Consider the following 26,716-nt stretch of genomic DNA (forward strand, 5'->3'; position numbering starts at 1 on the left):
GCGCAGCCGGGTGGGGTCGGCCAGGGCCTTGGCGCGCTCGGCGGCCGTGCGCACCCCGTCGTCGCCGGGCACGCGCGCACGCACCTCCTCGGCCTGGGGGAGGTCGAGGCAGAGCAGGTCGCAGGCATCCGAAGTCATGACAACAAACTAATGACCGTTGAATCGTTGATTCAAGGGGGAGTGGCCGGATCCACCCGATTCGCCCCGGGCGTGCGGACGGCGCCCCCGTCGACGGCCCCGGCCCCGCTCACCCGGGAACCCCCGGCGGGGGCACGGCGTCCAACACCGTTGCCCAGTGCGCGGCCCGGGGCCGCCGTGTCCACGAACGACGGATGGGGTCGTGGTCGCCTGTTCGGAATCCTGCGCCCGTGCCGGCGCTCCCTCCCCGGCGGACTGGCCCGGGAATGGATGTCCCACATGTGCGGGCTGCGCCTGGCCCTGCGGGACGGCCACGGCCAGGCCTCGCGGATCGCGACCAACTACGACGGCCTGGTCGTGTCGGTCCTGGCCGCCGCCCAGGCGGAGGAGTGCGCCGGCACGCGGCGGGCCGGGGCGTGCCCGCTGCGCGGGATGCGCGGGGCCGAGGTGGCCGAAGGGGCCGGGGCGCGGCTGGCCGCCTCGGTGTCGCTCATGCTGGCGTCGGCGAAGATCTCCGACCACGTCGCCGAGGGTGACGGGCTCTGCGCCAGGCGCGGGGTGCGCGCCGTCGCCGAGCGGGTGGCCGAGCGGTGGCGGCGCGGCGCCCGGGAGTCGGGCGAGGACCTCGGGTTCGACGAGGGCCGGCTGCTCGCCGTCATCGAGGGACAGGGGGAGGCCGAGGCGGCGGCGGGCCCGGGAACGGACGTTCCGGCGGTGACCCGGCCGACCGAGGAGGCGACCGGCGAGGCGTTCGCCCACACCGCGGTACTGGCGGGCCGGCCGGGAAACGTCGAGCCGCTGCGCGAGGCCGGCCGCCTGTTCGGTCGGGTCGCCCACCTCCTGGACGCGGTCGAGGACCAAGAGCACGACCGCGAGCGGGGCGCGTGGAACCCGCTGACCGCGACCGGCACCGGGCCGGCCCGGGCCCGCGAGCTGTGCGACGACGCCGTCCTGGGGGGCCGGCTGGCCTTGGAGGAGGCCGAGTTCACCGATGACCGCCTGGTCCACGCGCTGCTGGTGCACGAGCTGGGACGCGCGGTCGACCGCTCCTTCGCCCAAGCCGGGTACCCGCAGGGCCCCTATGGGCACGGCCACCCGCACCACCACGCGAACCCCCCGCACGGGCATCCGCCCCAGCACCGCCACGGGCACGGCCGCGGCGCCCACGGCCCCGGCGACGGGAGCGGGAAGCACCGCTGCGACAGCTGCTGCTCCTGCTGTGAGGGCTGCTTCTCCGGCGGGGACACCCCCCGCCTGCACCCGCCCGTGAAGCGGGGCGTGTTCGGCGGATGCGCGGTCGCGCTCTTCATGTGCTGCTCGTGCCAGTTCTGCTGTCGGGACCCCCACCCGGGCCCGTGGACCGGCAGGCCCCGCGGCGCCTGGTGCAATGCCTGCGAGTGCTGTGACCTCTAGCACCCTGCCGCCGGAGCGCGGCGGAACGGCCGACCCGCACCGCCGCACCCCGCCGACCGGCCAGGACCCGCCCCCACAGCGGATCCGCCGCCCGCCGCCGGGCCGTCGCCGCACCGGCGGGCCCATAAAACCTCTTGTGGCCGCATGAGAAATCCCGACCGGCCGCGACCATTATTTATCGCACGGAAAAATTGAAACGAGACCCCCTTTGACATGCGCCTTCACCGTGTTACTGTTGCAAACGGTTGCGGTTGTGGTTCCCAAAGACTTCGGCCCCCTGGACACGCTCCGGGGTGCTGTGCGCGATTCGGTTTTCCGGACGGGTAATCATTACGGCAGCTCCGGTCCCGCGAAGTGCGGGCGCCGGACACCACCCTGAAGGAGAAGTATTTTGTCGACTGGCACCGTCAAGTGGTTCAACGCGGAAAAGGGCTTCGGCTTCATCGAGCAGGAGGACGGCGGCTCCGACGTCTTCGCCCACTACTCGAACATCAACGGAACCGGCTTCCGCGAGCTGCTTGAAGGCCAGAAGGTGACCTTCGAGGTCACTCAGGGCCAGAAGGGCCTGCAGGCGGAGAACATCTCTCTCGCCTGAGGAGAGTGACGGCCGGAGGGCCGCGGTCCCCCACCCCGGTGAGGGACCGCGGCCCTCCGCTTTCCATCCCCCTTCCCGCGCCCGGCGGCCGCGGCGGCGCCACGCCCCGCCCCCTGCGCGCACCCCTTTTTTCTTCGAACCCCTCATTTCCGGCCGCGCGGCCGCGCGATGCGGTGTTCTCCGTTCTCGCCGAAAGGCCGTACATGAACCGAACCACCCGTGACCGCGACCACCGCGCCCGTACCCGGCCGCCCGGATCGCGCTCGGGGGGCCGCCGCCGCGGCGGTTCCGGTCCCGCCGTGCGGGGCAACGAATTCGCCGTCCCCACCGGCACCAGCCCCGCGCTCCCCGCGGTCGACTCGTTCTCCGAGATGGACCTGGTCGGTCCGCTCAAGGGCACGCTCGCCGACCTCGGCGTCACCGCGCCGTTCCCGATCCAGGCCGCGACGCTCCCCAACTCCCTCGCCGGCCGCGACGTCCTGGGCCGCGGCCGCACCGGCTCGGGCAAGACGCTCGCCTTCGGGCTGGCGCTGCTCTCCCGCCTGGCCGGCCGGCGCGCCGACGCGCGGCAGCCGCTGGCCGTGGTCCTGGTGCCCACGCGCGAGCTGGCCCAGCAGGTGACCGACGCGCTGGACCCCTACGCCCGCTCGGTGCGCCTTCGGGTCTCCACCGTCGTGGGCGGGATGTCGATCGGCCGCCAGGCCAACGCGATGCGCCGCGGCACCGAGGTCGTCGTCGCGACCCCCGGCCGCCTCGCCGACCTCGTCGAGCGCGGCGACTGCCGGCTGGACGGGGTGGAGATCTCGGTGCTGGACGAGGCGGACCAGATGACCGACATGGGCTTCCTGCCGCAGGTCACCCGGTTGATCGACCAGACGCGCCCGGGCGGCCAGCGGATGCTCTTCTCCGCGACGCTGGACCGCAACGTCGACCGCCTGGTCCGCCGCTACCTCGACGACCCGGTGGTGCACTCCGTGGACCCCTCGGCCGGGACCGTGACGCGGATGGAGCACCACGTCTTCCACGTGGACGAGGGCGACAAGCGCGCCACGGCCACCCGGATCGCCGCGCGCGACGGCCGGGTCATCATGTTCCTCGACACCAAGCGCGCCGTCGACCGGCTGGTCAAGCACCTGCTCGCCAGCGGGGTCCGCGCGGCCGGCCTGCACGGCGGCAAGTCCCAGCCGCAGCGCACCCGTACCCTCGGGCAGTTCAAGACCGGGGAGGTCACCGCCCTGGTGGCGACCAACGTGGCCGCGCGCGGCATCGACATCGCCGACCTCGACCTGGTGGTCAACGTCGACCCGCCGGGCGACCACAAGGACTACCTCCACCGGGGCGGCCGCACCGCCCGAGCCGGAGCGGCCGGCAGCGTCGTCACCCTGCTCCTGCCCGACCAGCGCCGGGAGATGGGCCGCCTGCTGGACACCGCGGGGATCACCCCGCGGATCAGCGACGTCCGCACCGGGCACCAGGCCGTCAGCAGCATCACCGGGGCACAGGAGCCCTCCGGGGTCCCCGTCGCGGTCGCCGCGCCGAAGGAGGCGCCTGCGCGCACCGGCGGGGCGCGCCGCGGCCGCTCCTCGTCTACTCGCCGCGCTCCGCGCTCATCTCGGCGTTGATCCGCTGGGCCTCTTCGAGCTGGTCCTCCAGCACGACGATCCGGCAGGCCGCCTCCAACGGCGTCCCCTCGTCGACCAGCTCGCGCACGCGGGCCGCGATGCGCAGCTGGTAGCGGGAGTAGCGGCGGTGGCCGCCGGAGGAGCGCAAGGGCGTGATCACCTTGGTCCTGTCCAGGCTGCGGAGGAAGCCGGGGGTCGTGCCCAGCATCTCGGCGGCCCGCCCCATGCTGTAGGCGGGGTAGTCCTCATCGTCGAACTTGCTGTCGATGTCTCGTTCTTCTGGACTCACTGCATCCTCTGCATACCGAAGCCCACGACGCTCAGGCGTCGAGAATTCCCAGGGCGGACCTACGGCGCCTTCGTCGCGGTGCCCGCCCCGCGCCCGCGCCGGACTCGCCCCCTCCCGTGCCTGTCTGCCGACTCCTCAGACTACTAAACAGCGGCAGCGGGACGCCTCTGCTCACCCTCGCGTCCCTCCGCCGACACCGCGCCGGGGGCCGCACGCCCGGTCGCCGGGGTGCCGCGGCGCGCCCCTGCCGGCCGGGCGACACCCCGCCCTGCACGACACGGCGCGGCCCCGGCGCCTCCCTTCCGAGGGAGCGCGCCGGGGCCGGGCCGCTGTGACCGGTCCCCGGACCCTACCCCCGGCCGAACGCGGCGGAGTGGTCGCGGGCGAAGTCGGCGATGTCGCGCGCGGGCCGCCCCGTGAGATCGGCCACGGCCGTGTGCACCTCGGCGGCCTCGCCCCGGGCGTAGTGCGCGTAGTCCTCGGCCAGGCCCTCCACCTGCCACGGGGGCAGGACGCCGGCCAGGGCCGCGGCGAAGCCGTCGGCGTGGGCGTCGTGGAAGGCGACCGCGCGGCCGGTGGGTCCGGCCCCGGTCAGCACGGCCGCCGCGGATCCGGCGATGTCCCGGACGTCGACGGCGCGGAGGAGGACCACCCGCAGGCCCTGTCCCTGCTGGCGGACGGCCCTGCGCCGTACCTGGCCCGGGCGCAGCTGCGCTACGGCGAGTGGCTCCGCCGCGCGGGCCGACGCCGCGAGGCGCACGAGCGGCTGCGCACCGCCCATGGGCGGCTCTCGGAGATCGGCATGGAGGCGTTCGCCCGGCGCGCGGCCCGCGAGCTGCGGGCGACCGGCGCCTCGGCCCGCAGCCGCTCGGCGCCCGCCTACGACCGCCTGACGGCCCAGGAGACGCACATCGCCCGCGAGGTGGCCGGGGGCGCCACGTCGAAAGAGGTGGCCTCCCGCCTCTATCTGAGCCCGAGAACCGTGGACGCCCACTTGCGCAGCATCTTCCGTAAACTGGGCACCACCTCCCGCCGCCAGCTCAAGGACGTCCCGGATCTGGCGTGAACGCCCGGCCCCGCGGATTGGCGCCCGGCATTCACGTGCAAAAGAAATGTCGGACCACGGGTGCACATGCACGGGAATGGCGATCAGTTTTCCGGCGGAGTGGACAGATCCGGCCATGATCGTTTCCCGTCGGCCGCGCGACCTTGACCGATGCCGAATGGCGCCGCCTTCTCCCCTCCCCTCGTTCCGGACGACCGTTTTCCTATTCCGCGCAAGTGGAATAACGGATCCGGGGGTCACCCTGACCGAGGAGAGCCATGGAGTTCCGGTTCTTCGGACCGGCACGCATCAGCGCCGAACAGGTCGTCCACCCGCGTCCCGGAACCGAGTCGACCCTGCTGGCCATGCTGGCCTTCTCCGCGCCGCACCCCGTCACCTCGGAGAGGATCGCGGAGGGCCTGTGGGGCGACCGCCTCCCCGCGCGGAGCCGCCAGAGCCTCGCGAGCTATGTCACCCGCACCCGCCAGGCCCTGGAGCGGGCCGGACTCGACCGGGCGCTCCTGGAGTTCCGCGCCGGGGCGTACCGCCTGCGCATCGCCCCCGAGTCCGTCGACTGGAACCGGTTCACCGGGCTCCAGCACCGGGCGAGGGCGTTGAACACCGCCGGCGACGACGAGGCCGCACTCACCGCGCTGGAGGAGGCGCTCACCCTCTGGGAGCAGGACCCGCTCCCCGACGCGGTCGGCCCCTGGGCGTCGTCCCTTCGCGACTCCATGCTCCACATGCACCAGTCGGCCCTCGCCGACTGGGCCCGCACACTCCTGCGCCTCGGCCGGCCCCAGAACGGCCTCACCCTGCTCCTCGACGCGACCACCCGCTACCCGCTCAATGAGGACCTGGCCGACGCGAAGATGCGGTTCCTCCTCGCGCTGCGGCGGCCGGCCGACGCCCTCGCGTGCTACGAGAGCCTGCGGCAGAGGCTCGCCGACGAGCTGGGGGCCGACCCCTCGCCCGCACTGCAGAAGCTCCACACGACGATCCTGCAGGGGCGGCACGAGGCCGCGGCGGGGTCGCCGGAGCCGCGTTCGTCGGCGGAGCCCCGCGGCCCGATCCGCGACAACCTGCCCCGGGACATCGTCGACTTCAGCGTCCGGGAGGAGGAGACCGGTCTGATCCGCGAGGCCGCCGACACCGCCGCACGGCGGGGCGCGACCGGCCTCTGCGTGATCAGCGGGATCGCCGGCACCGGCAAGAGCGTGCTGGGCGTCCACGCCGCGCACATGCTCAAGGGCGGCTACTCCCACCGGCTGTACCTGGACCTGCGGGGGCGCGACGAGAGGCACCGGCCGCTCACCGCCGGGCGCGCGCTCTCCGAGCTGCTCACCCTGCTCGACGTCCCGGTCGAACGCGTCCCCTCGTCCGCGGAGCGGCGCAGCGCCCTGTGGCGGGACCGGACCTCCGACATCCGCCTCCTGCTCGTCCTCGACAACGCGGAGAGCGCACGCCAGGTCGCCCCGCTCCTGCCCTCCGGCTCCGAGTGCATGGTCATCGTCACCGGGCAGCGCAGGATGAGCGACCTCGACGGTGCGCAGCACCTGGTCCTGGACCCGCTGGACAACGGCAGGGCCGTCGAGCTGCTCGGCATCGTGAGCGGCAAGGAGGACGACCCCGGCTTCGCCGCGTGCGCGTCCGAGATCGCCGACGCCTGCGGGGGCCTGCCCCTGGCGCTGAGGCTCGCGGGAGCGCGCCTGCACGGGTCCCCTTCCTGGACGGCCCAGGACCTCCTTTCGACGCTTCGTTCCAACGCGCCGACCGAACACCTGCGGTTGGGGAAGAGGAGCGTACGGACGGCGTTCGAACTCGCCCTCCGCTCGCTCCCGGAAGAGGCCCACAGGGCGCTGATGGTCCTCGGGGCCTATCCGGCGCGGGTCCTGGACCGCCGATGCGCGAAGAAGATGCTCGGGGGCGATGACCACCAGGCCGACAGCGCGTTGGACGAACTGATCGACAGCCACCTGGTGACCGAGATCGGTCCGGACGCCCTCAGTCAGCACAGCCTGATCGCCGACTTCGTCCGCAATAGGACGCGGACCGCCCTGCCGCCCGACGAGGTGCGCGCCGCCCTGCTGCGCCTGCTCGACGCGATCGTGGAACGCTGCTCCTGGGCGGCCCGCCAGTTCGCGCCGCACCCGGGTTCCGATCCGGCGGGCGGGGCCAAGGACCCGAAGGCGGCGGTCTCCTGGCTGCGGCGGCACCCCGTCCTGGACCTGGCGGGCTTCGCGGCGCGGAACGGGTACCCCGGGCACGCGGTGCGCCTGGCCCGGCTCCTCGCCGAATACCTGGACATTCACGGGCCCTGGGACCGGGCCGTGGAGCTGCACGAGACCGCCGTCCGGCTGACCGGGGGATCCGAAGCGGGCCGGGAGCACGCGAGCGCCCTCACCGACCTGGCACGCGCCCGCATGCGCGTCGGCGAGCTCGATCCGGCGCTGGAGACCGCCGGACAGGCGCGCGAGTTGTGGGCGTCCCTCGGCGACGCACGGGGGACGGCTCGTGCCGAGGATCTATGCGGCATGATCCATGCGATCGCGGGCGACCTGGTTTCGGCTGAGCAGTATCACCGGGCGTCGGCAAAGCGCTACGACGGAGTCGGGGACCAAGGTGGAATGGCGATCGCCCTGAGCAACCTCGCGAGCGATCTACAGATCCAGGGGAGACTCGACCTCTCCGCGCAGGAATACCGGCGAGCACTGAAAATCCTCGATCGCCTCAATTACCGTTCCGCCGCGACCACCCGCGCAAATTACGCGGGCACCCTCCTCCAGTTGGGCTATCACCGAGAAGCCCAAGAATTGTGCGACCGGGCCCTGGACGAACTTCAGGAACAGGACAATCAGCGACACGTCGCACATGTACTCGCGAACCTCGGTGAGATCGCGGCACACCGGCTCGACCACGGACGGGCCCTGGTGTTGCTCACCAGGGCTCTGGCTCACCAGAAGAAGGTCGGAGAGCGGTGGGCCCAGTGCTCCACGCTGACCAACATCGCCCGTCAGCACATCGCGCTTGGAGACGTCCGGGAGGCCCTCGCCGCCCTCGAAGCGAGCGGGCGCCTCGCGCCCATGTTCGGCACCCCCGCCACACAGGTGGAGATCCTGGTCGGGCGCGCAGACGTCGCCGAGCTCCAGGGAGAGAGCACAGAGGCCGCCCGACTTCTCGAACAGGCACGGGCACGCGCCAAGGCGTCCGGCCTCTCTCGCTGGTACGCCCACTCTTCGGCCCGGCTCGCGAACGTCGAGGACGACCGCGAGCGCAGCGAGGAGGCCCGCGCCCGCCTGGCGGAGGCGAAGCAGACATTCGCCGAGTTACGGACACCAGAAGAGTCCACGATCGACGCGCTTTACGACACTATATAGGCGCATACACTTTTCGCCCGATTCAACTCGCCCCTCGCCCCCGCCCCATCCGCTAAGGTATGGTTCGGAGCACCTAGGCCCCCAACTTCGGTTCTTTTTGGACAAGTCACGAAACGGGTCTAGACTGCGCTTGACGCGGCCCCCTCGAACGCCGCTTATGACGCATGCCCATACCCCAACAACGTGGTTGGAGCGCAACAAATGAAGCGTATTCTCGTGATCGCGATGACGGCCTTCGGCTGGCTGGTCATCTACACGGCAGAGACAGCCGGAACCGCCGGCCCGCCGATCGGCTGATCGCGAGACCCCCGCTCCCCCAAGAGCGTGAACACATAGGTGCCGCCCTTCTATCGGGGACGGCACTTTTTCATGCCCGGAAACCGGGAATCCTCATCTTGAAACACCCGATGTCCCTACCTCGTACCGGACCGGCCCTGGACATCGCCGACGGGATGAATTGGAATTAAGCAGGCCATTACGGCATGCCCGTAACCCGAGCGGAAGGGGCGCACAGGGTGGCACACGAGGAGCGCCGACCCCCCTCGACCGGCGCCGAGCTGCACGGAGACGTATCGGGCACGGTGGTGCAGAGCGGGGTGGTCCACGGCGGCGTCCACGTCCACCAGGCCCCCGGCCCGCAGCCGGAACCGGACCGGCTCCTCCACCAGCTGCCCCGCCCCACTCCGGTCTTCGTCAACAGAGAGCCGGAACTCGCCGAACTCGACGCCCTCACCGGCTCCCCGCCCGGGACCGAGCCGGGCCCGCCCGGCCCCGGCGCACTCGTCCTGCTCACCGGCTCCGGCGGGGTCGGCAAGTCCTCCCTGGCCCTCCGTTTCGCCTGGAAGAACGCCCCACGCACACCCCACGGCCAGCTCTACTACGACCTGGGCGCCCACGCCGGCGGAGGCCCTGCCGACCCCGGCGACGTCCTCGCCTCCTTCCTGGCCGCCCTCGGGGTGTCCGCCGACGCGATGCCCCCCGACCTGTCCGGCCGCGCCTCCTGGTTCCGGTCGCTGACCACCGGAAAGGGCGTCACCCTCCTCCTCGACGACGCGGCCTCCGCCGCCCAGGTCCGCGCGCTCCTCCCCGGTCCGGACCCCCGCAGCGTCACCATCGTCACCAGCCGGAACCGGCTGGCGGGACTGGCCCTCGACGGCGCCCGGCCCCTGGCCGTGGAGCCGCTGGAGGACACCGACGCCTCGCGGCTCCTGGCCCGCCTCGCCGACGTCCCTGCCGGCGACATGTCCCTGGTGGACCGGGCCGCGCGCTTCTGCGGGGGCCTACCGATCGCCCTGATCGCCGCCGCGGTGAGCGTCCGGCTCCGGGGAGCGGGAGCCATCGGCGGGGTGGTCCGCGACCTGGAGCAGCACGGCCGGCGCATCGAGGCGCTGAGCCCGGAGGAGGAACAGGAGATGTCCGTGCGTTCGGTGTTCGACGCCTCCTACGACGCCCTCCCCGAGGCCGCGGCGCGTCTCTACCGGCGGCTGGGCTGGGCTCCCATGAGCGAGGTCACCCGGCTCGCCGCCGCCGCGATCCTCGACTCCTCTCCGGAGGAGGCCCGAGACGCCCTGCGGGCCCTGGCGACCGGCAGCCTGGTCCGGGAGGTGGCCCAGGGGCGCTACAGAATGCACGACCTCCTCCGGCTCCACGCCCGCGAACGCGCGGTCGCCGCAGAGCCCGAGTCCGAGGTACCGGTCATCACTCGGCTGTGCGACCTCTACTCCGCGTGCAGCCAGGCGGCCGACCGGTCGGTCCGTCCCTACGCGGCCTCCGACGACGACCGCCCCGGGACCGCCCCCGTCGGATTCGACGGCAAGCGCGACGCCCTGGCCTGGCTCGGCACCGAGCGGACGGCGCTCACCGAACTGGCGGTCCTGGCCGGGCGGAACGGGCTCCACCGGCAGGCGATGGGCATCGCCGAGGGGATGTGGCCGATCTTCCTGAACTTCAGAGACGTCCGCTCGTGGCTCAGAGCCGCCGACGCGGCCCTGGGATCGGCCCGCGCCGTCGGCGACGACCGCTACGCGGCGCGCGTCCTCGCCAAGAAGGGCCTGGTCCACAGCTACTCGCGCGACCACGACAGGGCGCAGCAGGCCCTGGACGCGGCCGAGCGCATCTGGCGTGAACTCGGCGACCGGGAGAGAATCGCCCAGATCCTGCAACGCCGGGGGATCGCCGCCTTCGATGCCGGGCACCACCACAGTGCCGCCGACCACCTCGGAGAAGCGCTCCGCATCGACGAGGAACTGGGCCACCGGCACAACCGTGCGATCACGCTGCTGACCCTCGGCCGCGTGCACAAGGCGCTCGGTCGGTCCGACAACGCACGGGCCGCACTCGGACAAGCACTGCAGGAGCTGTCCCCCGACGGCGTCGACGACCCGCTGAACGCCGCTCGGGCGCGCATGGAGCTCGCCCCCCTCTTATCCGCAGACGACCCCGGCCGGGCGGAGGAGCACCTGGTCGAGGCCTGCGACGCCCTGCACGGCCACGGCGCCGACGCCGGCCACGCCGAGGCGCTCCTCGCGCTGGGCCGACTGCGGGTCCGCACGGGGGACGCCGACGCCGCGCGTTCCCCGCTGCAGGAGGCCCTCGAGCTGTTCGAGCGGATGGGCGACCGTGGGGGCGCGGAGCAGGCCCGGCGCGCACTCGCCCAAGCGGCCGCAGACCAGGACCACGGCTGAGCACGCCCCGGCGCGTAAGGCGGCCGGGGCGCGCCCTGGACGTCAGGCGGTGCGCTCACGGTCCCACCGGCCGAGCTCCACCTGCGCCGGGTGGGTCCGCGACAGCTCCTCCAGCCCCTCGGAGGTCAGGTGTCCGGTGTCCGCCCATGCGGAACCGGTCGTCCAGGCGGCGTGCAGCACCGCTCCGCGCAACGCCTCCACGGGCCGCCCAGTGGTCATCCAGGCGTGCAGGAACGACGCGAACAGGGTGTCCCCGGCGCCGACCACGGACCGGACGGGACGCGGCGGCTCCGTCCGCGCCCGGACCAGCGTGCCATCGCGGAGCCCGAGGGCCGCCCCGTCCGCGCCGCATCCCACCGCGGCGATCAGGCAGCCGGGGTAGGCGGCGAAGACGTCGCCGATCCACTCCAGAGGGCCGCCCGGAAGGCGCTCGTGGGAGCAGAACACGATGTCGGCCGAGTTCAACCAGGGGCGGCGCGACTCCTCGGCCGCGTCGGAGACCAGGTGCAGGTCGGTGGCGACGGGGACGCCCTCCCGGCGGGCGGTCTCCAGGAGCGGCCGGGCGAAGTCCGCGGTGGTGACCACCGCCAGGTCCGCGCCCTGCAACGCCTCCGCGAACAGCCCCGCCGGGTAGCCGGCCCGCTCGACCCCTTGCAGGTGCGTGTGCCCGGCCCGGCGCCCGTCCCCGCTCACGAGGTCGACGGAGACCGACGACACGGGCCCGGTCACGGCGCCCCGCCCCAGCAGGCCCTGCCGCCGGAGGGCCGTACGGACCAGGTCTCCGGCCAGGTCGGCGCCGATGACGGTGCACAGCTCCACCGTCGCCCCGAGGCCGGCCAGCGTTCCGGCGACGTTGGCCCCGACACCGGCCACCCCGGTCCGGATCCACGGCGGCCGCCGGGTCGGCCCGTCCGGAAGGGGGAAGCCGTCCACGGGGACCGTCACACCGAGGTTGGCGGTACCGGCGACCACGATCTTGGGGCTCATGCCGCCGCACCTCCCCGGTCGGCGGAACCGGCCGCCGGAGGCGGAGCGAGGGCGAGCAGGCGGTAGAGGCAGGGCAGGACGCGTTCGGTGAAGCGGCCGGGGTGGGAGGTGATGCGGGCGGCCACGTCCGCCGCCCGGGATCCGGCCCCCGCCCCGAGGGCCGCCTCGACCGCCGGGACGTAGGGGCCGCCGTCCGGCAGGGCGGGGGCGCGGCGCAGGAGCGCGGCCATCGGCGAAGCCGGATCCACGAGCGGCGTCCCGCACCAGCGGAGCACGGGGGCCCCGGTCAGGGTGGCGTACAGGGACACCGACCCGTGGTCGCCGACGACGGCGTCGGCCGCCGCCACGTAGGCGCACCAGTCCTCCTCCGCCCCCGGCACGCGGCCTCCCGCGCGGGTGAACGGCTCCAGCCACCGCCGCAGCTGCCAGTCCCCGTGCGCCGCCCGGATGTTCGGGTGCAGGAGCAGCGCCGCGTCCCAGCCGGCCGCCGCGGCCTCGCCCGCGAGCCCGGGCAGGAACTCGGCCCGGGACGCGAACAGGGACTGGCCGCCCCAGGTCGAGGAGAGGACGAGGAGTCGGCGGCCCGGCGGGTCCGCCGACCGGCCCCGTCGCGCCTCCCGCCGGGCACGGCCCTGCAGGACGGCGTCGGCGCAGGGGTCGCCCGCGACGACGGCGCAGGCCGCCGCTTCGGGGCAGGCCCGCCGGAGCCGCGCCCGCTCCTCCTCGTGGGCCAGGACCACGGCGGCGGGGACGACCCGCCCGTCGCTGACGAGCCACTGCCCGCCCAGGCCGAAGGCCGTCCTGCGCGCGCGCCGCCCCCGCCGGCGGTCCGGGGTCTTGACGAAGCCCGCGCCGTGCGGGACGAGCACCACCGGGCCCGGCATCTCCGCCATTCCCGCCGTCCCCGCGGTGACGACGAGGTCGGCGGGCGTCCGCTTCGCCTGTTCCCAGGGCAGTTCCGGTAGTCCGGTCCGCTCCAGCCACCCGCGCACCCCCCGGTTGAAGGGGCTCGGCGGGACGGTCGCCACCGTCTGCACGCGCCAGTCCGCGGCCAGGGGGGCGACGACCCGCAGCAGTCGCTGCCCGCAGGCCACGGTGTCCACCGGGAGCATGACCGTGCGGCACTGTTCCCGCGTCACCAGCGCGGGCGCGCCGACCGCCCCCACAGGGACGTCCTGCCATTCGCTCAAACCGCCTCCTCGGTCGTTCGGCGCCGCCGATCTGGGGCGTCGTGGGACCACGGTCCGGTGCGGGGATCGACGTCCCGATTGCACGGTCCTTGACGCGCGGTGACTCCGTGCGGGTGCGGCGCGGAACCCCGGCCCCCGGGGCCGCGTCCGATCTGTTCCTGAGAACCCGATGAGGACCCGATGTGAGGAGTGGCGGAGGAGGCCGAGGACCTAGAGGGACGTGTCGAGGAGTACGCCGCGCGCCTGGCCTCGGCGCGTGCGCTGACCGCCGCCCCCACCCTGATCATGTCCGAGGAGGGCAACGCCTACGAGTACCGGGACGCGTACTGACGCGGACCGGCCCGGGCCGGAGAGGGCCGCCCCGGTTGACGGTCCCCCGGCCGCGTGGTGGCATCAGGGCATGCTGATCTCTCCCGCCGACCAGGCGGCCGTGGCGCTCTTCGGGGACCCCCTGCGGGCGCGGATCGTGGGCCTGCTGGCCGACGAGCAGATGTGCACCTGCCACCTCATCGAGGAGACCGGCGCCCGCCAGCCCACCGTCAGCCACCACCTGAAGATCCTGCGCGAGGCCGGACTCGTGGAGACCGAACCGCGCGGGCGCTACACCTACTACCGGCTGCGCCCCGAGGCCGTCGCCGGCCTCGCCGGGGCGCTGAGTGACCTGGCCGCCCGGGCCGAGCGGGCGCGCGAGAGCTACCGCCCCTGCTGAGCCCGGCGCCGTGAGCCGGGCCGCGGGGCGGGTCCTCACCCCTGGACGGGCACCCCGAGCTCGCCCATCAGGACCTCGACGCGGGCCCGGATGTCCTCGCGCACCTCGCGCACCTTCTCCAGCGGCTGCCCGGCCGGGTCGTCGAGCCTCCAGTCGAGGTAGCGCTTGCCGGGGAAGACGGGGCAGGCGTCGCCGCACCCCATGGTGACGACCACGTCGCTGGCCTCGACCGCGTCGGGGGTGAGGACCTTGGGGCGCTCGGCGGTGATGTCGATGCCGAGTTCGGCCATGGCCTCCACCGCGGCGGGATTGACCGATTCGGCGGGTTCCGAGCCCGCGGACCGCACCTCGATGCGGCCGCCCGCGAGGCGGGCCAGCAGCCCGGCCGCCATCTGGGAGCGCCCGGCGTTGTGCACGCAGACGAAAAGGACGCTGGGGATCTCCGACACGGTGGTGCCCTCTCTGTGCGGTCTGCTCTGTTCGGTGCCGTGCGCACGGCGGGGGCGGCCCCCGGGGTCCGGCCTCCACTCCCGCATCGACCCATGTTGATATCAGCCTACGTCGATGTATGGTGGCCTGGGCGCAGCCCCGACGCAACCCCAGGACGCACCCCAGGAGGACGCACCATGGCCCGACCCGGCGCCGGCGTACCGGCGGCGGCACCGCCGCAGGCCGGACGGCTGTCCACGCTCGACCGCCTCCTCCCGCTGTGGATCGGCCTGGCCATGGCCGCAGGCCTCCTCCTCGGCCGCTGGGTACCCGGCCTCCAGGGCGCCCTGGAGGCGGTCAAGGTCCAGGGCATCTCGGTGCCCATCGCCCTGGGCCTGCTCGTCATGATGTACCCGGTCCTGGCCAAGGTCCGCTACGACCGGCTGGACTCGGTGACGCGCGACAGGCGCCTGCTCGTCTCCTCGATCGTGCTGAACTGGGTGATCGGCCCGGCGCTCATGTTCGCCCTGGCCTGGCTCCTGCTGCCCGACCTGCCCGAGTTCCGCACCGGCCTGATCATCGTGGGCCTGGCCCGCTGCATCGCCATGGTGATCATCTGGAACGACCTGGCCTGCGGCGACCGCGAGGCCGCCGCGGTCCTGGTGGCGCTCAACTCGGTGTTCCAGGTGCTGGCCTTCGGGCTGCTCGGCTGGTTCTACCTGTCGGTCCTGCCCGGCTGGCTCGGGCTCCCGACCAGCGGCATCGACGTCTCCGGCTGGGAGATCGCCGCCATGGTGCTCGTCTTCCTCGGCGTCCCGCTGCTGGCCGGATACCTCACCCGCACCTTCGGCGAGCGCGCCAAGGGCCGCGCCTGGTACGAGGACCGGTTCCTGCCCCGCATCGGCCCGCTGGCGCTGTACGGCCTGCTGTTCACCATCGTCATGCTCTTCGCCCTGCAGGGCGAGGCCATCACCTCCCGCCCCCTGGACGTGGCCCGCATCGCCCTGCCGCTGCTGGTCTACTTCGTCCTCATGTGGGGCCTGTCGATGCTGTTCGGCCGGGCGGTCCGGCTGCCCTACGAGCGCTCCACCACCCTCGCCTTCACCGCCGCCGGCAACAACTTCGAGCTGGCGATCGCGGTGGCGATCGGCGTGTTCGGCGTGACCTCCGGCCAGGCCCTGGCCGGGGTCGTCGGCCCGCTGATCGAGGTGCCCGTGCTCGTGGGCCTGGTCTACGTGTCCCTGTGGGCCCGCAGGTTCTTCCCCGGCTCCGCCCCGTCCCCGACGGCGACCCCCGGGGCCTGAAGCAGGGCCCGCGCCGCCTGCGCGACCAGCGCGCGGTGCTCGCCGGGCGAGGTGCCCCGGCGCAGGTGGCGGCGGACGACCGCGTACGGCACGTCCACGACCGCGATCGTCACCGCTTCCAGGGCCTGCGGGGTCGCCGCACCGAACACCTCGGCCGCCAGGTCCTCCAGGAGCCGGGCGACGGGCCGGTTGAGACCGGCGAGGGCCTGCCGGGTCTCCTCGGGCAGGTCGGCGCCGGCCACCAGCTCCTCGCGGCGCCCCTCCAGCAGCAGGCGCGCGTCCTCGGGGTGCCGGACGGCGAAGTCCACGACCCGGTCCGCCACCGCCAGCGCCCGCTCGACCTCCCGGTGCGCGCCGTCCGCGGGCGGCCCCGCCTGCAGCTCTTCTTGCAGCTCCTCCTGAAAGCGGCGGACGGTGCGCAGCCACACCTCCGCGAAGATGCGCCCCCGCGAGCCGAAGCGGTGGTAGAGCGAGCCGACCGGGGCGCCGCTCCGCGCGCTGATCGCACCCGTCGTCGCCGCCTCCGGACCGCTGTGCACCAGCAGGTCGCGGGCGGCGTCGAGGATCGCGTCGTCACTGTGCACCCGGCGTCTGGCCATGCCCCCAATATAGAGCGTACGATCTAGAATGTTCGCTCTAATAAAGGAGTGCCGCATGGCCCCCACCCCCTCCGGCGGCCCCGTGCCGGGAGCGCGGCGGCTGCCTCCCGGGCAGCGATCCGCCCGCCTCGAACGCTTCGGGCTGCCCCGCTACGCCCCGCGCCGGCCCCGCCCGCCGGAGCGCCCCGAGATCACGGTGGCCGGCGCCGTCTCCCGGCCCCTCGCCCTGCCCGTCGACGGGCTCCTCGGCACGGAACGGCGCGCCCTGCGCGCCGACCTGCACTGCGTGACCACCTGGAGCGCCCTCGACCTGCTCTGGGAGGGCGTCCCCTTCCGCAGGGTCCACGCCGTCCTGGCGGCCGAGGCCGGCGTCGACCCGCGCGTCCGCTGGGTCACCGTCACCGGCCTGGACGGCTACCGGGCCTGCCTGTACCTGGACGACGCCCTGGCCGGGGACGTGCTGCTCGCCGACCGGCTGGACGGCGCCCCGCTCGGCGCCGACCACGGGGCCCCGCTGCGCCTGGTCGCCCCGGCCCACTACGGCTACATGAGCGTCAAGCACGTGCGCGCGATCGAGTACCGCCGCACCTACGCCGCCAGCCCGGCCGGATGGGCCGTGCACCCCCGCGGCCGGACCCGCCTGGAGGAGCGCAGCCGGTACCTGCCCGGCCCGTTCTGGCGTCCCGTGTGGCGCTCCCTCGTCCCCATGACCCGCCGCGCCTACCGCCGCCACCGGCCCTGAGCCGGCGCCCCTCCCCGCGTGGGCGGTCCTCCGGCCGGTCGGCGCACCGCGCCCCGGTGTCCAAGCGTCCCTGCTCCGCGCCCCTACGCCTCGACGACGAAGGCCGGCCCGGGCGCATGCCCGGGCCGGCCCCTCATCCCGTCGGGATCAGACCAGGTCGAACCGGTCCAGGTTCATGACCTTGTCCCAGGCGGCGACGAAGTCCTCGACGAACTTCGCCTTGGCGTCGTCGGCCGCGTAGACCTCGGCGATCGCCCGCAGCTCGGAGTTGGAGCCGAACAGCAGGTCGACCCGGCTGCCGGTCCACAGCTTCTCGCCGGTGGCGTCGCTGAAGCACGCGTAGGTCTCGGGGGCCCCGTCGACCGGCTTCCACGTGACGCCCAGGTCGAGCAGGTTCGCGAAGAAGTCGTTGGTCAGGGTGCCGGGCGCGTCGGTGAACACGCCCAGGTCCGAGTCCTGGTAGTTGGCCCCCAGCACCCGCAGGCCGCCGACGAGCACGGTCATCTCCGGGGCGCTCAGCGTGAGCAGGTTGGCCCGGTCGACGAGCTGGTACTCGGCCGGCAGGCGGTGGCCCTTGCCCAGGTAGTTCCGGAACCCGTCGGCGGAGGGCTCCAGGTGGGAGAAGGACTCCACGTCCGTCTTGTCCTGGGTGGCGTCGCCGCGGCCCGGGGTGAACGGCACCTCGGTGTCGAACCCGGCCGCCTTGGCGGCCTCCTCGACGCCGACGCAGCCGCCCAGCACCACCAGGTCGGCGAAGGAGACGCCCTTGCCGTCGGTGCGGCCGGAGTTGAACGCCTCCTGGATCCCCTCCAGGGTGCGCAGCACCGGGGCCAGCTTCGCCGGCTCCTTGANCCCGCTTGTCGCTGCCGCGGAAGGAGGAGGCCGCGGCCCAGGCGGTGGAGACGAGCTGGGCCACGGTCAGGCCGGAGGCGCGGATCCGCTCCTTGAGGTCGGCGATCTCGGCGGCGCCGATCTGCTCGAAGGCCGGGGCCGGGATCGGGTCCTGCCAGATCAGCTCCTCGGAGGGGACCTCCGGGCCGAGGTAGCGCACGACCGGGCCCATGTCGCGGTGGGTCAGCTTGAACCACGCGCGGGCGAAGGCGTCGGCGAACTCCTCCGGGTTCTCCATGAACCGCCGGGAGATCGGCTCATAGACCGGGTCGAAGCGCAGCGCCAGGTCGGTGGTGAGCATGGTCGGGGCGTGCTTCTTGGACGGGTCGTGGGCGTCGGGGACGGTGCCCTCGCCCGCGCCGTCCTTCGGCTTCCACTGCCAGGCGCCGCCCGGGCCCTTGTACTTCTCCCACTCGTAGCCGAAGAGGTTCTCCCAGAACCCGTTGCTCCACTTCGTGGGCGTGCTGGTCCAGGTGACCTCGAGGCCGCTGGTGATGGCGTCGCCGCCCTTGCCGGTGCCGTGGGCGTTCTGCCAGCCCAGGCCCTGGGCCTCCAGCGGGGCCGCCTCGGGCTCGGGGCCCAGGTTGCTGTCCGGGGCCGCGCCGTGGGTCTTGCCGAAGGTGTGGCCGCCGGCGATGAGGGCGACGGTCTCCTCGTCGTTCATCGCCATCCGGCCGAAGGTGTCGCGGATGTCGCGAGCGGCGGCCAGCGGGTCCGGGTTGCCGTTCGGGCCCTCGGGGTTGACGTAGATCAGCCCCATCTGGACCGCGGCCANGCGGCTGCTCCAGGTCGCGGTCGCCGCTGTAGCGCTCGTCGTCGAGCCAGCCGGTCTCCGGGCCCCAGTAGACGTCGTCGTCGGGCTCCCAGGCGTCCACGCGGCCGCCGGCGAAGCCGAAGGTCTTCAGGCCCATCGACTCCAGGGCCACGTTGCCGGCCAGGATCATCAGGTCGGCCCAGGAGATCTTGCGGCCGTACTTCTTCTTGACGGGCCAGAGCAGGCGGCGGGCCTTGTCCAGGTTCCCGTTGTCCGGCCAGCTGTTGAGCGGGGCGAACCGCTGCTGGCCGGTGCCGCCCCCGCCGCGGCCGTCGAAGGTCCGGTAGGTCCCGGCCGAGTGCCAGGCCATGCGGATGATCAGCGGGCCGTAGTGGCCGAAGTCGGCGGGCCACCAGTCCTGGGAGGTGGTCAGCACCTCGGCGATGTCCTGCTTGACGGCGCCGAGGTCGAGCGACTTGAACTCTTCGGCGTAGTCGAAGTCCTCGCCCATGGGGTCGGACACGGCCGTGTTCTTGGCCAGGATCTTCAGGTTGAGGCGGTTGGGCCACCAGCCGCGGTTGGCGTCGCCCTGCGTGGGGTGCGGGGCGCCGCCGTGCGCGACCGGACAGCCGCCGGCGGCGGCGTCGTTGCTTTCGGTCATGGTCATCCTTCCGAGGCGGGGAGGAAGCGGTGGATCGGTCGGGTCGGGCTCGGTGAGCACGGTGCTCCGAGGGCGGCGCCGCTCAGGAGACGCCCTCACTCGAGCATTCGGAGCAGAGCCCCCAGTAGACGACCTCGGCTTCGTCGATCGTGAAGCCTCCGTTGTCCGACGCGGCCAGGCACGGGGCGTGCCCGACGGCGCAGTCGACGTCCGCGATCGCGCCGCAGGCGCGGCACACGACGTGGTGGTGGTTGTCCCCGACCCGTGTCTCGTAGCGGGCCACCGAGCCGCGCGGCTGGATCCGCCGGAGCAGGCCCGCCCCGGTCAGCGCCTTGAGCACGTCGTAGACGGCCTGGTGGGAGACGGCACCGAGTCTCGCGCGCACGGCACCGATGATGGTCTCGGTGTCGGCGTGCGGGTTGTCGTGCACGGCGGCCAGCACCGCGACCCGGGGACCCGTGACCCGGAGCGCGGACCGGCGGAGCAGGCGCTCGAAGTCCGTGGGCGTCGACATGCCCCGGAGTCTCACCTCTTTTCTGGAATAAGTCAAAAAACGGAACCACCCTCATCAGGCGGTGAACCCCCTGCGCAGCAGGCGTTTCCGTCGCCCGGACCAAAATTGGTCTATCCGAGCGAGTCCAAAGACCCCCTGGTCAGAGCCGACCGCCCATCGGGCGTCCCCGCGGCCGGCCGCGCACGGGGTGACGCTGGCCCCGGCGGCCTGACCCACGGCCCGGCTCACGGCTCCAGTCCGGCGGCCCGGCGGCCCACCTCCCGGACGCGGGCCTCCCACGCCGGCAGCGCCTCGGCGAGCCGGCCGCGGTCCGCCGCCTCCGCCGTCTGGACCACCTCCAGCCGCGCACCGTGGCCCGTTCCCGGGGACAGCTCCCAGCGCACGCGGCCCGCCCGGGCTCCGCCGTCGGTCCACGCGTACTCCAGCAGGGCCGGGTGCTTCACCTCGGTGACGGGCCCGGCCTCCACGCCGACGGCGCGGAACCCCTCGGGGACCCGGGCACCGGGCTCGACCGCGCCCTGCCCCGCGAGCATCGACCACACCTCGTCGGCGGGCCGGGCGAGCTGGCGCTCCACGGTGAGCACCGCCTCCCCGGAGGCCTCCTCGATCCGCCCCGCGCCCAGGCCGAACCGGTCGACGGCCTCCTCCAGCGCCGACGGCGGCGGCGCGGCCCACTCGGGCTCGCGCCCGTCGGCGACCGCCCGCAGCGCCCCCAGGCAGGTGTCCCAGCCCACGGCGTAGCTCGCCGCGCCCGGGCGGTCGTCGAAGACGTGGGTGAACACCAGCAGGCACCCGTCCCCGTCCGGCTCCAGCTCGAAGCGGGCGATGTCGTCGCCCTCCCGGCCCATCTCCTCGGGCGCGTGCTCGCTGAAGGCGAACCTGTGCGGCGGGTCGAGCTCGACGACCACCCCGTCCATGGTGGTCCCCTCCCCGTCGTCGAAGCGGATCGCCCCGCCCACCCGCAGGTCCAGGGAGGCGACGGGGAACGGGTACCAGCGGTTCAGCCGCTCGGGCTCGGTGAGCGCCCGCCACACCTGCTCCACGGGGTGGGCCAGCCGCCGCTCCATGCGCAGGGCGGGGCGGCCGTCGACGGTCGTGAGTTCGTCCGCGGTCATGGCTCCTCCTCGGTACCGCGCCCCTCGTCGAGGTGGCGCTCCAGGGCGTCCAGGCTCTCCTGCCACATCCGCCGGTAGGGGGAGAGCCACGCGTCGAGTTCGGCGAGCGGCGCGGGGTCGATCCCGTACCACCGGCGCTGCGCCTCCCGCCGCACCCGCACCAGCCCGGCCTCGCGCAGCACCCGCAGGTGCTTGGAGGCGGCGGGCTGGCTGAGCCCCAGCTCCCCGGCGACCTCCCCGACCAGGTGCGGCCGGCGCCGCAGCAGGTCGAGGATGCGGCGCCGGGTGGGGTCGGCCAGTGCGGTGAACGGCAGGGACATGGCCCTAATATACCAACTCGGTTATATGCCTTATCTGGAATACAGGAGCCGCGTCACCGGCCCGGCGGGGCCGTCGAGGCGCGGACCACCAGGCGGGTCGCCAGCTGCACGTGGTGGGAGTCCGGGCTCTGGCCGCGGGACAGCTGCAGGACCGTGCGCATGGCCACCCGGCCCATGTCGTGCAGCGGCTGGCGCACCGAGGTCAGCGGCGGGTCGGTCCACATCGCCCCGTGGGTGTCGTCGAAGCCCACCACGCTCAGGTCGCCCGGGACCGACAGGCCCCGGGCGCGCGCCTCCTGCAGCACGCCGACGGCGACCGTGTCGCTGGCCGCGAAGACCGCCGTGGGCGGATCGGCGGCGCCCAGGAGGCGGGCGGCCATCGCCCGGCCCGCCTCCACGGTGAACGCCGGAGGGTCCTCGGGGGCGGCGAGCACCGGCCCGGGGGCGGCCCCCGCCGACTCCAGCGCCTCGCGGAACCCGTGCAGCCGCTCGCGCGCGGGCACCGACCCGGTGGGCCCGCCGGCGTGCGCGATCCTCCGGTGCCCCAGCGCCAGCAGGTGCTCGGTGGCCTGCACGCCCCCGGCCCAGTTGGTGGCGCCCACGCTGACCACGTCCTCGTCCAGCGGGTTGATCGGGTCGACGACGACCAGCCCCAGCCCCCGGCGCCGGCAGGCGGCGACCTCCTCCGGGGCCAGCCGGGAGGTCACCACCACCAGCCCGGACCTGCGCCGCGCGGCCAGCCGCTCGATGAGGCCGGTGCCCAGCGGGGCCGGCGCCGGCGCCCCCGACGGGGCCAGCGCGCTCGTCACCACCTCGGCGTCCAGCTCGCGCCCCGCCGCCAGCAGCCCGTCCAGCACGTGCAGCGCGTACAGGCTGACCATGCTGTCGAAGACGACGTGCACCGAGGGCGCGGGGGCGGGGTCGCGCGGCCCGGTGCTCGGCGCGTAGTCCAGCGCCCGCACGGCCTCGCGCACCCGCGTCCGGGTGCCCTCGCCCACCCCGGGGCGCCCGTTGAGCACCTTGGACACCGTCGCCTTGGACACCCCCGCCGCGGCGGCCACCTCCTCCAGGGTCGGCCGTGCACCGTCCACCGTCCGCCTCCTCCGTTCGCGTACCGCGCCCACCCTATCCCGAAACTTTTTCGTTCATTCGCGTCGAAATCGAGACCACTCCGGGGCGTTGACACGGAGATACCCCCTTTTTACTGTGAAGACGATCACGAAATAGTCCGGAAACTCAACGAAAAATTTTCGTACTATCTGCCGCGGCCCGCACCCCCTCGGGCCCGGCGGAAGGGACTGACCCCATGGCACCGAGCAGTGCGGGACGCACCCTGACGGCCGCCTCTGCGGTCCTCGTCCTGGCCGCGGCCGCCGGATGCGGCGGCTTCGGCGGAGGCGGCTCCTCGCCCGGTGGCGGCGGCGCCACCGCCTGGGCCCTGACCGGCGGCTCCGAGGAGGCCTTCCGGACCTCCTTCGAATCCTGGAACGAGGCCAACCCCGACCGGGAGATCGCCGTCGAGTGGTTCGCCAACGACGCCTACAAGGAGAAGATCCGCACCGCCGTCGGCTCCGGACAGGCCCCCACCCTGGTCTTCTCCTGGGCGGGCGGCACCCTGGCCGACTACGCCCGGAGCGGCCAGGTGCAGGACCTGTCCGGGCAGGTCGACGGCGCCACCGAGGACCTGCTGCCCTCGGTGGCCGCCAACGGCGAGGTCGACGGCGGCCTCTACGCCGTGCCCAACAACCAGGCGCAGCCGGCCGTCCTCTACTACAACGAGGACGTCCTGGCCGACGCCGGGGTGGAGCCGCCCGAGACCCTCGCGGACATGATGGAGGCCGTCGAGGCGCTCAAGGACGAGGGCGTGGTGCCCATCGCCCTGGCCGGGCAGAGCGTGTGGCCCGAGCTCATGTGGATCCAGTACCTCACCGACCGCATCGGCGGCCCGGAGGTCTTCCAGCGCATTCTGGACGGCGAGGAGGGCGCCTGGTCCGACCCGGCGGTCGTCGAGGCCGCCACCGCCATCGAGGACCTGGTCGAGGCGGGCGCGTTCGGTGACGGCTTCGGCTCGGTGGACGCCGACTCCGGCGCCGACACCGCACTGCTGCACACCGGCAAGGCCGGAATGCTGCTGCAGGGCAGCTGGGTCTACCCGAACATGGCCTCCGACGCGCCCGGTTTCGTCGAGGACGGCCTGGGCCACACCGCCTTCCCCGTGGTCGAGGGCGGGGCCGGCGACCCCTCCAACATCGTCGGCAACCCCGCCAACTTCTGGTCGGTCTCCTCCGACGCCCCGGAGGAGGAGCGGCAGACCGCCGTCGACTACCTGAACGAGCAGGTCTACAACGAGGAGCACGTGCAGTCCCTGCTGGACCTGGGCAGCGTGCCGCCGGTCGCCGGCCTGGAGGAGGAGATCGCCGCCCAGGACGACCCCGAGCACCTGGAGTTCACCTACGGCATGGTGCGCGACGCCGACCACTTCCAGCTCTCCTGGGACCAGGCGCTCCCACCCGCCCAGGCCCAGGAGCTGCTGTCCAACCTCGACCTGCTCTTCCTCGGCGAGGTGACCCCCGAGGAGTTCACCGCGGCGATGGACAGCACGCTGTGAGGGCCGCGCCACCGCACCGGGCCCGCCCCGCCCCCGCCTCCGGGGGCGGGCCCACCCCGTGGATGGCGGCGCCCGCGCTCGTGCTGTTCGGCCTGTTCGCCCTGGTCCCGCTCGCCGGGGTGGCCGTGCTCTCCTTCGCCTCCTGGGACGGGCTCGGCGCCCCCCGGTGGGCCGGCGCCGACAACTGGGTACGCGCCGCCGGGGACCCCGTGACCCGCGAGGCGGTCTGGCTCACCGTCAAGCTCACCGTGCTCTGCTACCTGTTCCAGGCCCCGGTCAGCCTGCTCCTGGGCGTCTACACCGCCACCCGCACCCGCCACCGCGAGGTGCTGGCGGTGCTGTACTTCCTGCCGCTGCTGTTCAGCTCGGCGGCCGTGGCCCTGACGTTCAAGGGCCTGCTCGACCCGAACTTCGGCCTGGGCGCCGCCCTGGACCTGCCGCTGCTGGCCCGCGACTGGCTGGGCGACCCCGACCTGGCGCTGGGCGTGGTCGTGTTCGTCGTCGGGTGGTCCTTCATCCCGTTCCACGCCCTGCTCTACCAGGGCGGGGTGCGGCAGATCCCCGCGTCCCTGTACGAGGCGGCGCGGATCGACGGCGCGAGCGCCCCCGCCCAGTTCCTGCACATCACCCTTCCCCAGCTCAAGTACACGATCGTGACCTCCTCCACGCTGATGCTCGTCGGCTCGCTGACCTACTTCGACCTGGTGTTCGTGCTGACCGCGGGCGGCCCCGGGGGCGCCACCCGCATCCTCCCGCTGGACATGTACCTGACCGGGTTCCGCTCCTACGACATGGGCCAGGCGAGCGCGATCGGCGTCGTCCTGGTCGCCGTCGGCCTCGCCCTGGCCCTCGGACTCAACCGGCTCACCGGCTCCCACCGGATGGAGAGCCGGCAGGAGGGGGCGTGATGGCCGCGCGGACCCGACCCAACGCGCTCGGCGCCCTGGGCGGCTGGCTCTGGCTGGCCGTCACGGTGCTGCCCGTCTACTACATCGTCGTCACCAGCCTGCGCACCCAGGCCGACTACTACGACGAGAACCCGCTGTCCCTGCCCTCGGACCCGACTCTGGCCGCCTACGGCCGCGTCCTGGACGCCGGCTTCCCCGGCTACCTCGCCAACAGCGTGGTGGTCACGGCCGCCGCCGTCGCCGGAACCCTGGCCGTCTCGCTGATGGCCGCCTACGTGGTGGTGCGCGGGCGCACCCGGTTCGCCCGGCGGGTGTTCCAGGCCGTGCTGCTGGGGATCGCCATCCCCATCCAGGCCACCGTCGTGCCCGTCTACTACCTCATCGTGCAGCTCGGCCTCTACGACACCCTGGCCGCGCTCGTCCTGCCCTCCATCGCCTTCGCCATCCCGCTGACCGTGCTCATCCTGGTCAACTTCCTGCGCGACGTGCCGGAGGACCTGTTCGCCTCGATGCGCGTGGACGGGGCCGGCGACTGGCGGATCCTGTGGAGCCTGGTCCTGCCGCTGACCCGGCCCGCCCTGGTGACCGTGGGCGTCTACGACGCGCTCCAGGTGTGGAACGGCTTCCTGTTCCCCCTGGTCCTCACGCAGAGCCAGAGCACCCGCGTGCTGCCGATGACGCTGTGGGCCTTCGAGGGCTCCTTCGGCGTCGACGTGCCCGGACTGCTGGCCGCGGTCGTGCTGTCCGTGCTGCCCGTGGCCGCCGTGTACGCCGTCGCCCGCCGCCAGCTCGTCGCCGGGCTGACCGCCGGGTTCGGCCGCTGACGCTCCCCGCCGGACCCCCGCCCGAACCGCACTGCACCGCCCGACAAGGAGAAGCATGCCCGAGCACACCCCGCCGCCCGCCGACGACGAGCGGGTCGAGGCCCTGATCGCCTCCATGACCGTGGAGGAGAAGCTGGCCCAGCTGTCCTCCTCCTGGCCCCGGCCGGAACCGGAGCCCGGGCAGGACGCGGGCGAGGGCGGCGTCGCTCCCATGGAGGACGCCTTCCAGGAGGGCCACCGCGACTACGAGGAGGCCTCCGAGCACGGGCTGGGGCACCTGACCCGGGTGTTCGGCAGCGCGCCGGTCTCCCCCCGCGAGGGCCGGGCCCGCCTCGCCGAACTGCAGAAGCGGCTCACCGACGGCACCCGCACCGGCATCCCCGCCATCGCCCACGAGGAGTGCCTGACCGGCTTCACCGCCTACGGCGCGACCGTCTACCCGGCGCCCCTCGCCTGGGCCGCCGCCTTCTCCCCGGAGCTGGTCCGCCGGATGGCCGGGGCCATCGCCCGCGACATGCGCGCGGTGGGTGTGCACCAGGGCCTGGCCCCCCTCATGGACGTCGCCCGCGACCCGCGCTGGGGGCGCGTGGAGGAGACCATGGGCGAGGACCCCTACCTGGTGGGCACCACCGGCACCGCTTACGTCCGCGGGCTGGAGGAGAACGGGATCGTCGCCACCCTCAAGCACTTCGCCGGGTACTCCGCCTCGCGCGCGGGCCGCAACCACGCGCCCGTTCCCGTGGGCCCGCGCGAGTTCGCCGACGTCCTGCTCCCCCCGTTCGAGATGGCCGTGCGCGAGGGCGGCGCCCGCTCGGTGATGAACTCCTACAGCGACGTCGACGGCCTGCCGGCCGCCGCCGACGAGGAGCTGCTCACCGGCGTGCTGCGGGACCGGTGGGGCTTCGCCGGCACGGTCGTCTCCGACTACTGGTCGATCCCCTTCCTCGACCTCACCCACCGCGTCACCGCCGACCGCGCCGAATCCGGCGCGCTCGCCC

General features: G+C 73.7%; 24 protein-coding genes and 1 pseudogene. 14 read left to right on the top strand and 11 right to left on the bottom strand.

Features of this window, described 5'->3' with window-relative positions:
* Positions 1–348: 348 nt before the first annotated feature.
* From D450_RS0108350 to D450_RS0108360, 3 genes are all read left to right on the top strand, one after another.
* Complete coding sequence (locus D450_RS0108350; protein ID WP_026128443.1) at positions 349–1,551, top strand: DUF5685 family protein; 1,203 nt, start codon at positions 349–351, stop codon at positions 1,549–1,551.
* Between the two features lie 391 nt (positions 1,552–1,942).
* Positions 1,943–2,146 carry a cold-shock protein gene (locus D450_RS0108355; RefSeq protein ID WP_017538212.1) on the top strand — a complete coding sequence of 68 codons (204 nt, stop codon included), beginning with the start codon at positions 1,943–1,945 and terminating at the stop codon, positions 2,144–2,146.
* Positions 2,147–2,349: 203 nt separating this feature from the next.
* Positions 2,350–3,768 (top strand): DEAD/DEAH box helicase, encoded by a 1,419-nt coding sequence (locus D450_RS0108360; protein WP_017538213.1) that lies wholly within the window; start codon positions 2,350–2,352, stop codon positions 3,766–3,768.
* Here the strand turns inward: D450_RS0108360 and D450_RS0108365 are convergent.
* Together D450_RS0108365 and D450_RS34555 are read right to left on the bottom strand one after the other, a co-directional pair.
* Positions 3,734–4,057: a MerR family transcriptional regulator gene (locus D450_RS0108365; protein WP_017538214.1), complete on the bottom strand. Its 324-nt coding sequence runs from the start codon at positions 4,055–4,057 to the stop codon at positions 3,734–3,736. The genes D450_RS0108360 and D450_RS0108365 overlap by 35 nt on opposite strands.
* A 349-nt stretch (positions 4,058–4,406) precedes the next feature.
* On the bottom strand, positions 4,407–4,838 hold the full coding sequence (locus tag D450_RS34555; RefSeq protein ID WP_241483097.1) for a hypothetical protein: 432 nt from the start codon (positions 4,836–4,838) through the stop codon (positions 4,407–4,409).
* Positions 4,839–4,859: 21 nt separating this feature from the next.
* Between D450_RS34555 and D450_RS34560 the strand changes: the two genes are divergently transcribed.
* The 3 genes from D450_RS34560 to D450_RS0108390 all read left to right on the top strand — a co-directional run bounded on the left by D450_RS34560 (position 4,860) and on the right by D450_RS0108390 (position 11,163).
* Complete coding sequence (locus D450_RS34560; RefSeq protein WP_241483098.1) at positions 4,860–5,123, top strand: helix-turn-helix domain-containing protein; 264 nt, start codon at positions 4,860–4,862, stop codon at positions 5,121–5,123.
* A gap of 257 nt (positions 5,124–5,380) precedes the next feature.
* Positions 5,381–8,479 carry an AfsR/SARP family transcriptional regulator gene (locus tag D450_RS0108380; RefSeq protein WP_017538217.1) on the top strand — a complete coding sequence of 1,033 codons (3,099 nt, stop codon included), beginning with the start codon at positions 5,381–5,383 and terminating at the stop codon, positions 8,477–8,479.
* A 515-nt stretch (positions 8,480–8,994) separates the two neighbouring features.
* Complete coding sequence (locus D450_RS0108390; RefSeq protein WP_017538218.1) at positions 8,995–11,163, top strand: tetratricopeptide repeat protein; 2,169 nt, start codon at positions 8,995–8,997, stop codon at positions 11,161–11,163.
* Positions 11,164–11,205: 42 nt separating this feature from the next.
* On the opposite strand, the gene D450_RS0108395 is transcribed toward D450_RS0108390, so the two are convergent.
* Positions 11,206–12,150, bottom strand: a complete 945-nt coding sequence (locus D450_RS0108395; RefSeq protein WP_017538219.1) for a carbohydrate kinase family protein — start codon at positions 12,148–12,150, stop codon at positions 11,206–11,208.
* A complete protein-coding gene (locus D450_RS0108400; protein WP_241483099.1) occupies positions 12,147–13,340 on the bottom strand; it encodes a hypothetical protein in 1,194 nt (397 codons plus the stop codon). The genes D450_RS0108395 and D450_RS0108400 overlap by 4 nt, the downstream gene beginning before the upstream one ends.
* 189 nt (positions 13,341–13,529) lie before the next feature.
* Here D450_RS0108400 and D450_RS33955 point away from each other — a divergent pair, with 189 nt between their 5' ends.
* Positions 13,530–13,670: a hypothetical protein gene (locus tag D450_RS33955; RefSeq protein ID WP_017538221.1), complete on the top strand. Its 141-nt coding sequence runs from the start codon at positions 13,530–13,532 to the stop codon at positions 13,668–13,670.
* A gap of 70 nt (positions 13,671–13,740) precedes the next feature.
* On the top strand, positions 13,741–14,049 hold the full coding sequence (locus D450_RS0108410) for an ArsR/SmtB family transcription factor (RefSeq protein ID WP_017538222.1): 309 nt from the start codon (positions 13,741–13,743) through the stop codon (positions 14,047–14,049).
* 35 nt (positions 14,050–14,084) lie between these two features.
* On the opposite strand, the gene D450_RS0108415 is transcribed toward D450_RS0108410, so the two are convergent.
* Complete coding sequence (locus D450_RS0108415) at positions 14,085–14,498, bottom strand: arsenate reductase ArsC (RefSeq protein ID WP_017538223.1); 414 nt, start codon at positions 14,496–14,498, stop codon at positions 14,085–14,087.
* Between the two features lie 177 nt (positions 14,499–14,675).
* Here D450_RS0108415 and arsB point away from each other — a divergent pair, with 177 nt between their 5' ends.
* Complete coding sequence (gene arsB / locus D450_RS0108420) at positions 14,676–15,782, top strand: ACR3 family arsenite efflux transporter (RefSeq protein WP_017538224.1); 1,107 nt, start codon at positions 14,676–14,678, stop codon at positions 15,780–15,782.
* Here the strand turns inward: arsB and D450_RS0108425 are convergent.
* Positions 15,710–16,381, bottom strand: coding sequence for a TetR/AcrR family transcriptional regulator (locus D450_RS0108425; RefSeq protein WP_017538225.1), 672 nt, complete (start codon positions 16,379–16,381; stop codon positions 15,710–15,712). The two genes, arsB and D450_RS0108425, sit on opposite strands and share 73 nt — an antisense overlap.
* Before the next feature lie 55 nt (positions 16,382–16,436).
* On the opposite strand from D450_RS0108425, the gene D450_RS0108430 reads away from it, so the two are divergent.
* A complete protein-coding gene (locus tag D450_RS0108430; protein ID WP_017538226.1) occupies positions 16,437–17,123 on the top strand; it encodes a molybdopterin-dependent oxidoreductase in 687 nt (228 codons plus the stop codon).
* A 147-nt stretch (positions 17,124–17,270) separates the two neighbouring features.
* Here the strand turns inward: D450_RS0108430 and katG are convergent.
* The 5 genes and pseudogenes from katG to D450_RS0108475 all read right to left on the bottom strand — a co-directional run bounded on the left by katG (position 17,271) and on the right by D450_RS0108475 (position 22,469).
* Positions 17,271–19,429, bottom strand: a pseudogene (gene katG / locus D450_RS29760) (catalase/peroxidase HPI).
* A gap of 82 nt (positions 19,430–19,511) precedes the next feature.
* Positions 19,512–19,943, bottom strand: a complete 432-nt coding sequence (locus tag D450_RS0108460) for a Fur family transcriptional regulator (RefSeq protein ID WP_017538232.1) — start codon at positions 19,941–19,943, stop codon at positions 19,512–19,514.
* A 224-nt stretch (positions 19,944–20,167) separates the two neighbouring features.
* The gene (locus D450_RS0108465) at positions 20,168–21,058 is read right to left on the bottom strand and encodes an SRPBCC family protein (protein ID WP_017538233.1); all 891 of its coding nucleotides are present in this window, start codon (positions 21,056–21,058) and stop codon (positions 20,168–20,170) included.
* Entirely contained in the window at positions 21,055–21,378 is a 324-nt protein-coding gene (locus D450_RS0108470) for an ArsR/SmtB family transcription factor (protein ID WP_017538234.1), read from the bottom strand. Before D450_RS0108470 ends, D450_RS0108465 begins: the two co-directional genes overlap by 4 nt.
* A gap of 53 nt (positions 21,379–21,431) precedes the next feature.
* Complete coding sequence (locus D450_RS0108475) at positions 21,432–22,469, bottom strand: LacI family DNA-binding transcriptional regulator (RefSeq protein WP_017538235.1); 1,038 nt, start codon at positions 22,467–22,469, stop codon at positions 21,432–21,434.
* Between the two features lie 215 nt (positions 22,470–22,684).
* Here D450_RS0108475 and D450_RS0108480 point away from each other — a divergent pair, with 215 nt between their 5' ends.
* The 4 genes from D450_RS0108480 to D450_RS0108495 all read left to right on the top strand — a co-directional run.
* Positions 22,685–23,986, top strand: coding sequence for an extracellular solute-binding protein (locus D450_RS0108480; RefSeq protein WP_017538236.1), 1,302 nt, complete (start codon positions 22,685–22,687; stop codon positions 23,984–23,986).
* Positions 23,983–24,894 carry a carbohydrate ABC transporter permease gene (locus D450_RS0108485; protein ID WP_017538237.1) on the top strand — a complete coding sequence of 304 codons (912 nt, stop codon included), beginning with the start codon at positions 23,983–23,985 and terminating at the stop codon, positions 24,892–24,894. The genes D450_RS0108480 and D450_RS0108485 overlap by 4 nt, the downstream gene beginning before the upstream one ends.
* Complete coding sequence (locus tag D450_RS0108490) at positions 24,894–25,718, top strand: carbohydrate ABC transporter permease (protein ID WP_017538238.1); 825 nt, start codon at positions 24,894–24,896, stop codon at positions 25,716–25,718. The genes D450_RS0108485 and D450_RS0108490 overlap by 1 nt, the downstream gene beginning before the upstream one ends.
* Positions 25,719–25,773: 55 nt before the next feature.
* Positions 25,774–26,716, top strand: a 943-nt coding sequence (locus D450_RS0108495; RefSeq protein ID WP_017538239.1) for a glycoside hydrolase family 3 protein, incomplete at its 3' end; no start/stop codon positions are given.

It is taken from the genome of Nocardiopsis halophila DSM 44494 (assembly GCF_000341245.1).
In the GTDB taxonomy this organism is placed as follows: Bacteria; Actinomycetota; Actinomycetes; order Streptosporangiales; family Streptosporangiaceae; genus Nocardiopsis_A; species Nocardiopsis_A halophila.

What these genes read in the sequence shown, in the direction of transcription:
- D450_RS0108360 (WP_017538213.1), top strand. Translation starts at nt 2,350, where the DNA reads ATGAACCGAACCACCCGTGACCGCGACCACCGCGCCCGTACCCGGCCG.
- D450_RS34555 (WP_241483097.1), bottom strand. Translation starts at nt 4,838, where the DNA reads ATGGGCGGTGCGCAGCCGCTCGTGCGCCTCGCGGCGTCGGCCCGCGCG.
- D450_RS34560 (WP_241483098.1), top strand. Translation starts at nt 4,860, where the DNA reads ATGGAGGCGTTCGCCCGGCGCGCGGCCCGCGAGCTGCGGGCGACCGGC.
- D450_RS0108380 (WP_017538217.1), top strand. Translation starts at nt 5,381, where the DNA reads ATGGAGTTCCGGTTCTTCGGACCGGCACGCATCAGCGCCGAACAGGTC.
- D450_RS0108395 (WP_017538219.1), bottom strand. Translation starts at nt 12,150, where the DNA reads ATGAGCCCCAAGATCGTGGTCGCCGGTACCGCCAACCTCGGTGTGACG.
- D450_RS0108410 (WP_017538222.1), top strand. Translation starts at nt 13,741, where the DNA reads ATGCTGATCTCTCCCGCCGACCAGGCGGCCGTGGCGCTCTTCGGGGAC.
- arsB (WP_017538224.1), top strand. Translation starts at nt 14,676, where the DNA reads ATGGCCCGACCCGGCGCCGGCGTACCGGCGGCGGCACCGCCGCAGGCC.
- D450_RS0108425 (WP_017538225.1), bottom strand. Translation starts at nt 16,381, where the DNA reads ATGGCCAGACGCCGGGTGCACAGTGACGACGCGATCCTCGACGCCGCC.
- D450_RS0108430 (WP_017538226.1), top strand. Translation starts at nt 16,437, where the DNA reads ATGGCCCCCACCCCCTCCGGCGGCCCCGTGCCGGGAGCGCGGCGGCTG.
- D450_RS0108460 (WP_017538232.1), bottom strand. Translation starts at nt 19,943, where the DNA reads ATGTCGACGCCCACGGACTTCGAGCGCCTGCTCCGCCGGTCCGCGCTC.
- D450_RS0108465 (WP_017538233.1), bottom strand. Translation starts at nt 21,058, where the DNA reads ATGACCGCGGACGAACTCACGACCGTCGACGGCCGCCCCGCCCTGCGC.
- D450_RS0108470 (WP_017538234.1), bottom strand. Translation starts at nt 21,378, where the DNA reads ATGTCCCTGCCGTTCACCGCACTGGCCGACCCCACCCGGCGCCGCATC.
- D450_RS0108480 (WP_017538236.1), top strand. Translation starts at nt 22,685, where the DNA reads ATGGCACCGAGCAGTGCGGGACGCACCCTGACGGCCGCCTCTGCGGTC.
- D450_RS0108490 (WP_017538238.1), top strand. Translation starts at nt 24,894, where the DNA reads ATGGCCGCGCGGACCCGACCCAACGCGCTCGGCGCCCTGGGCGGCTGG.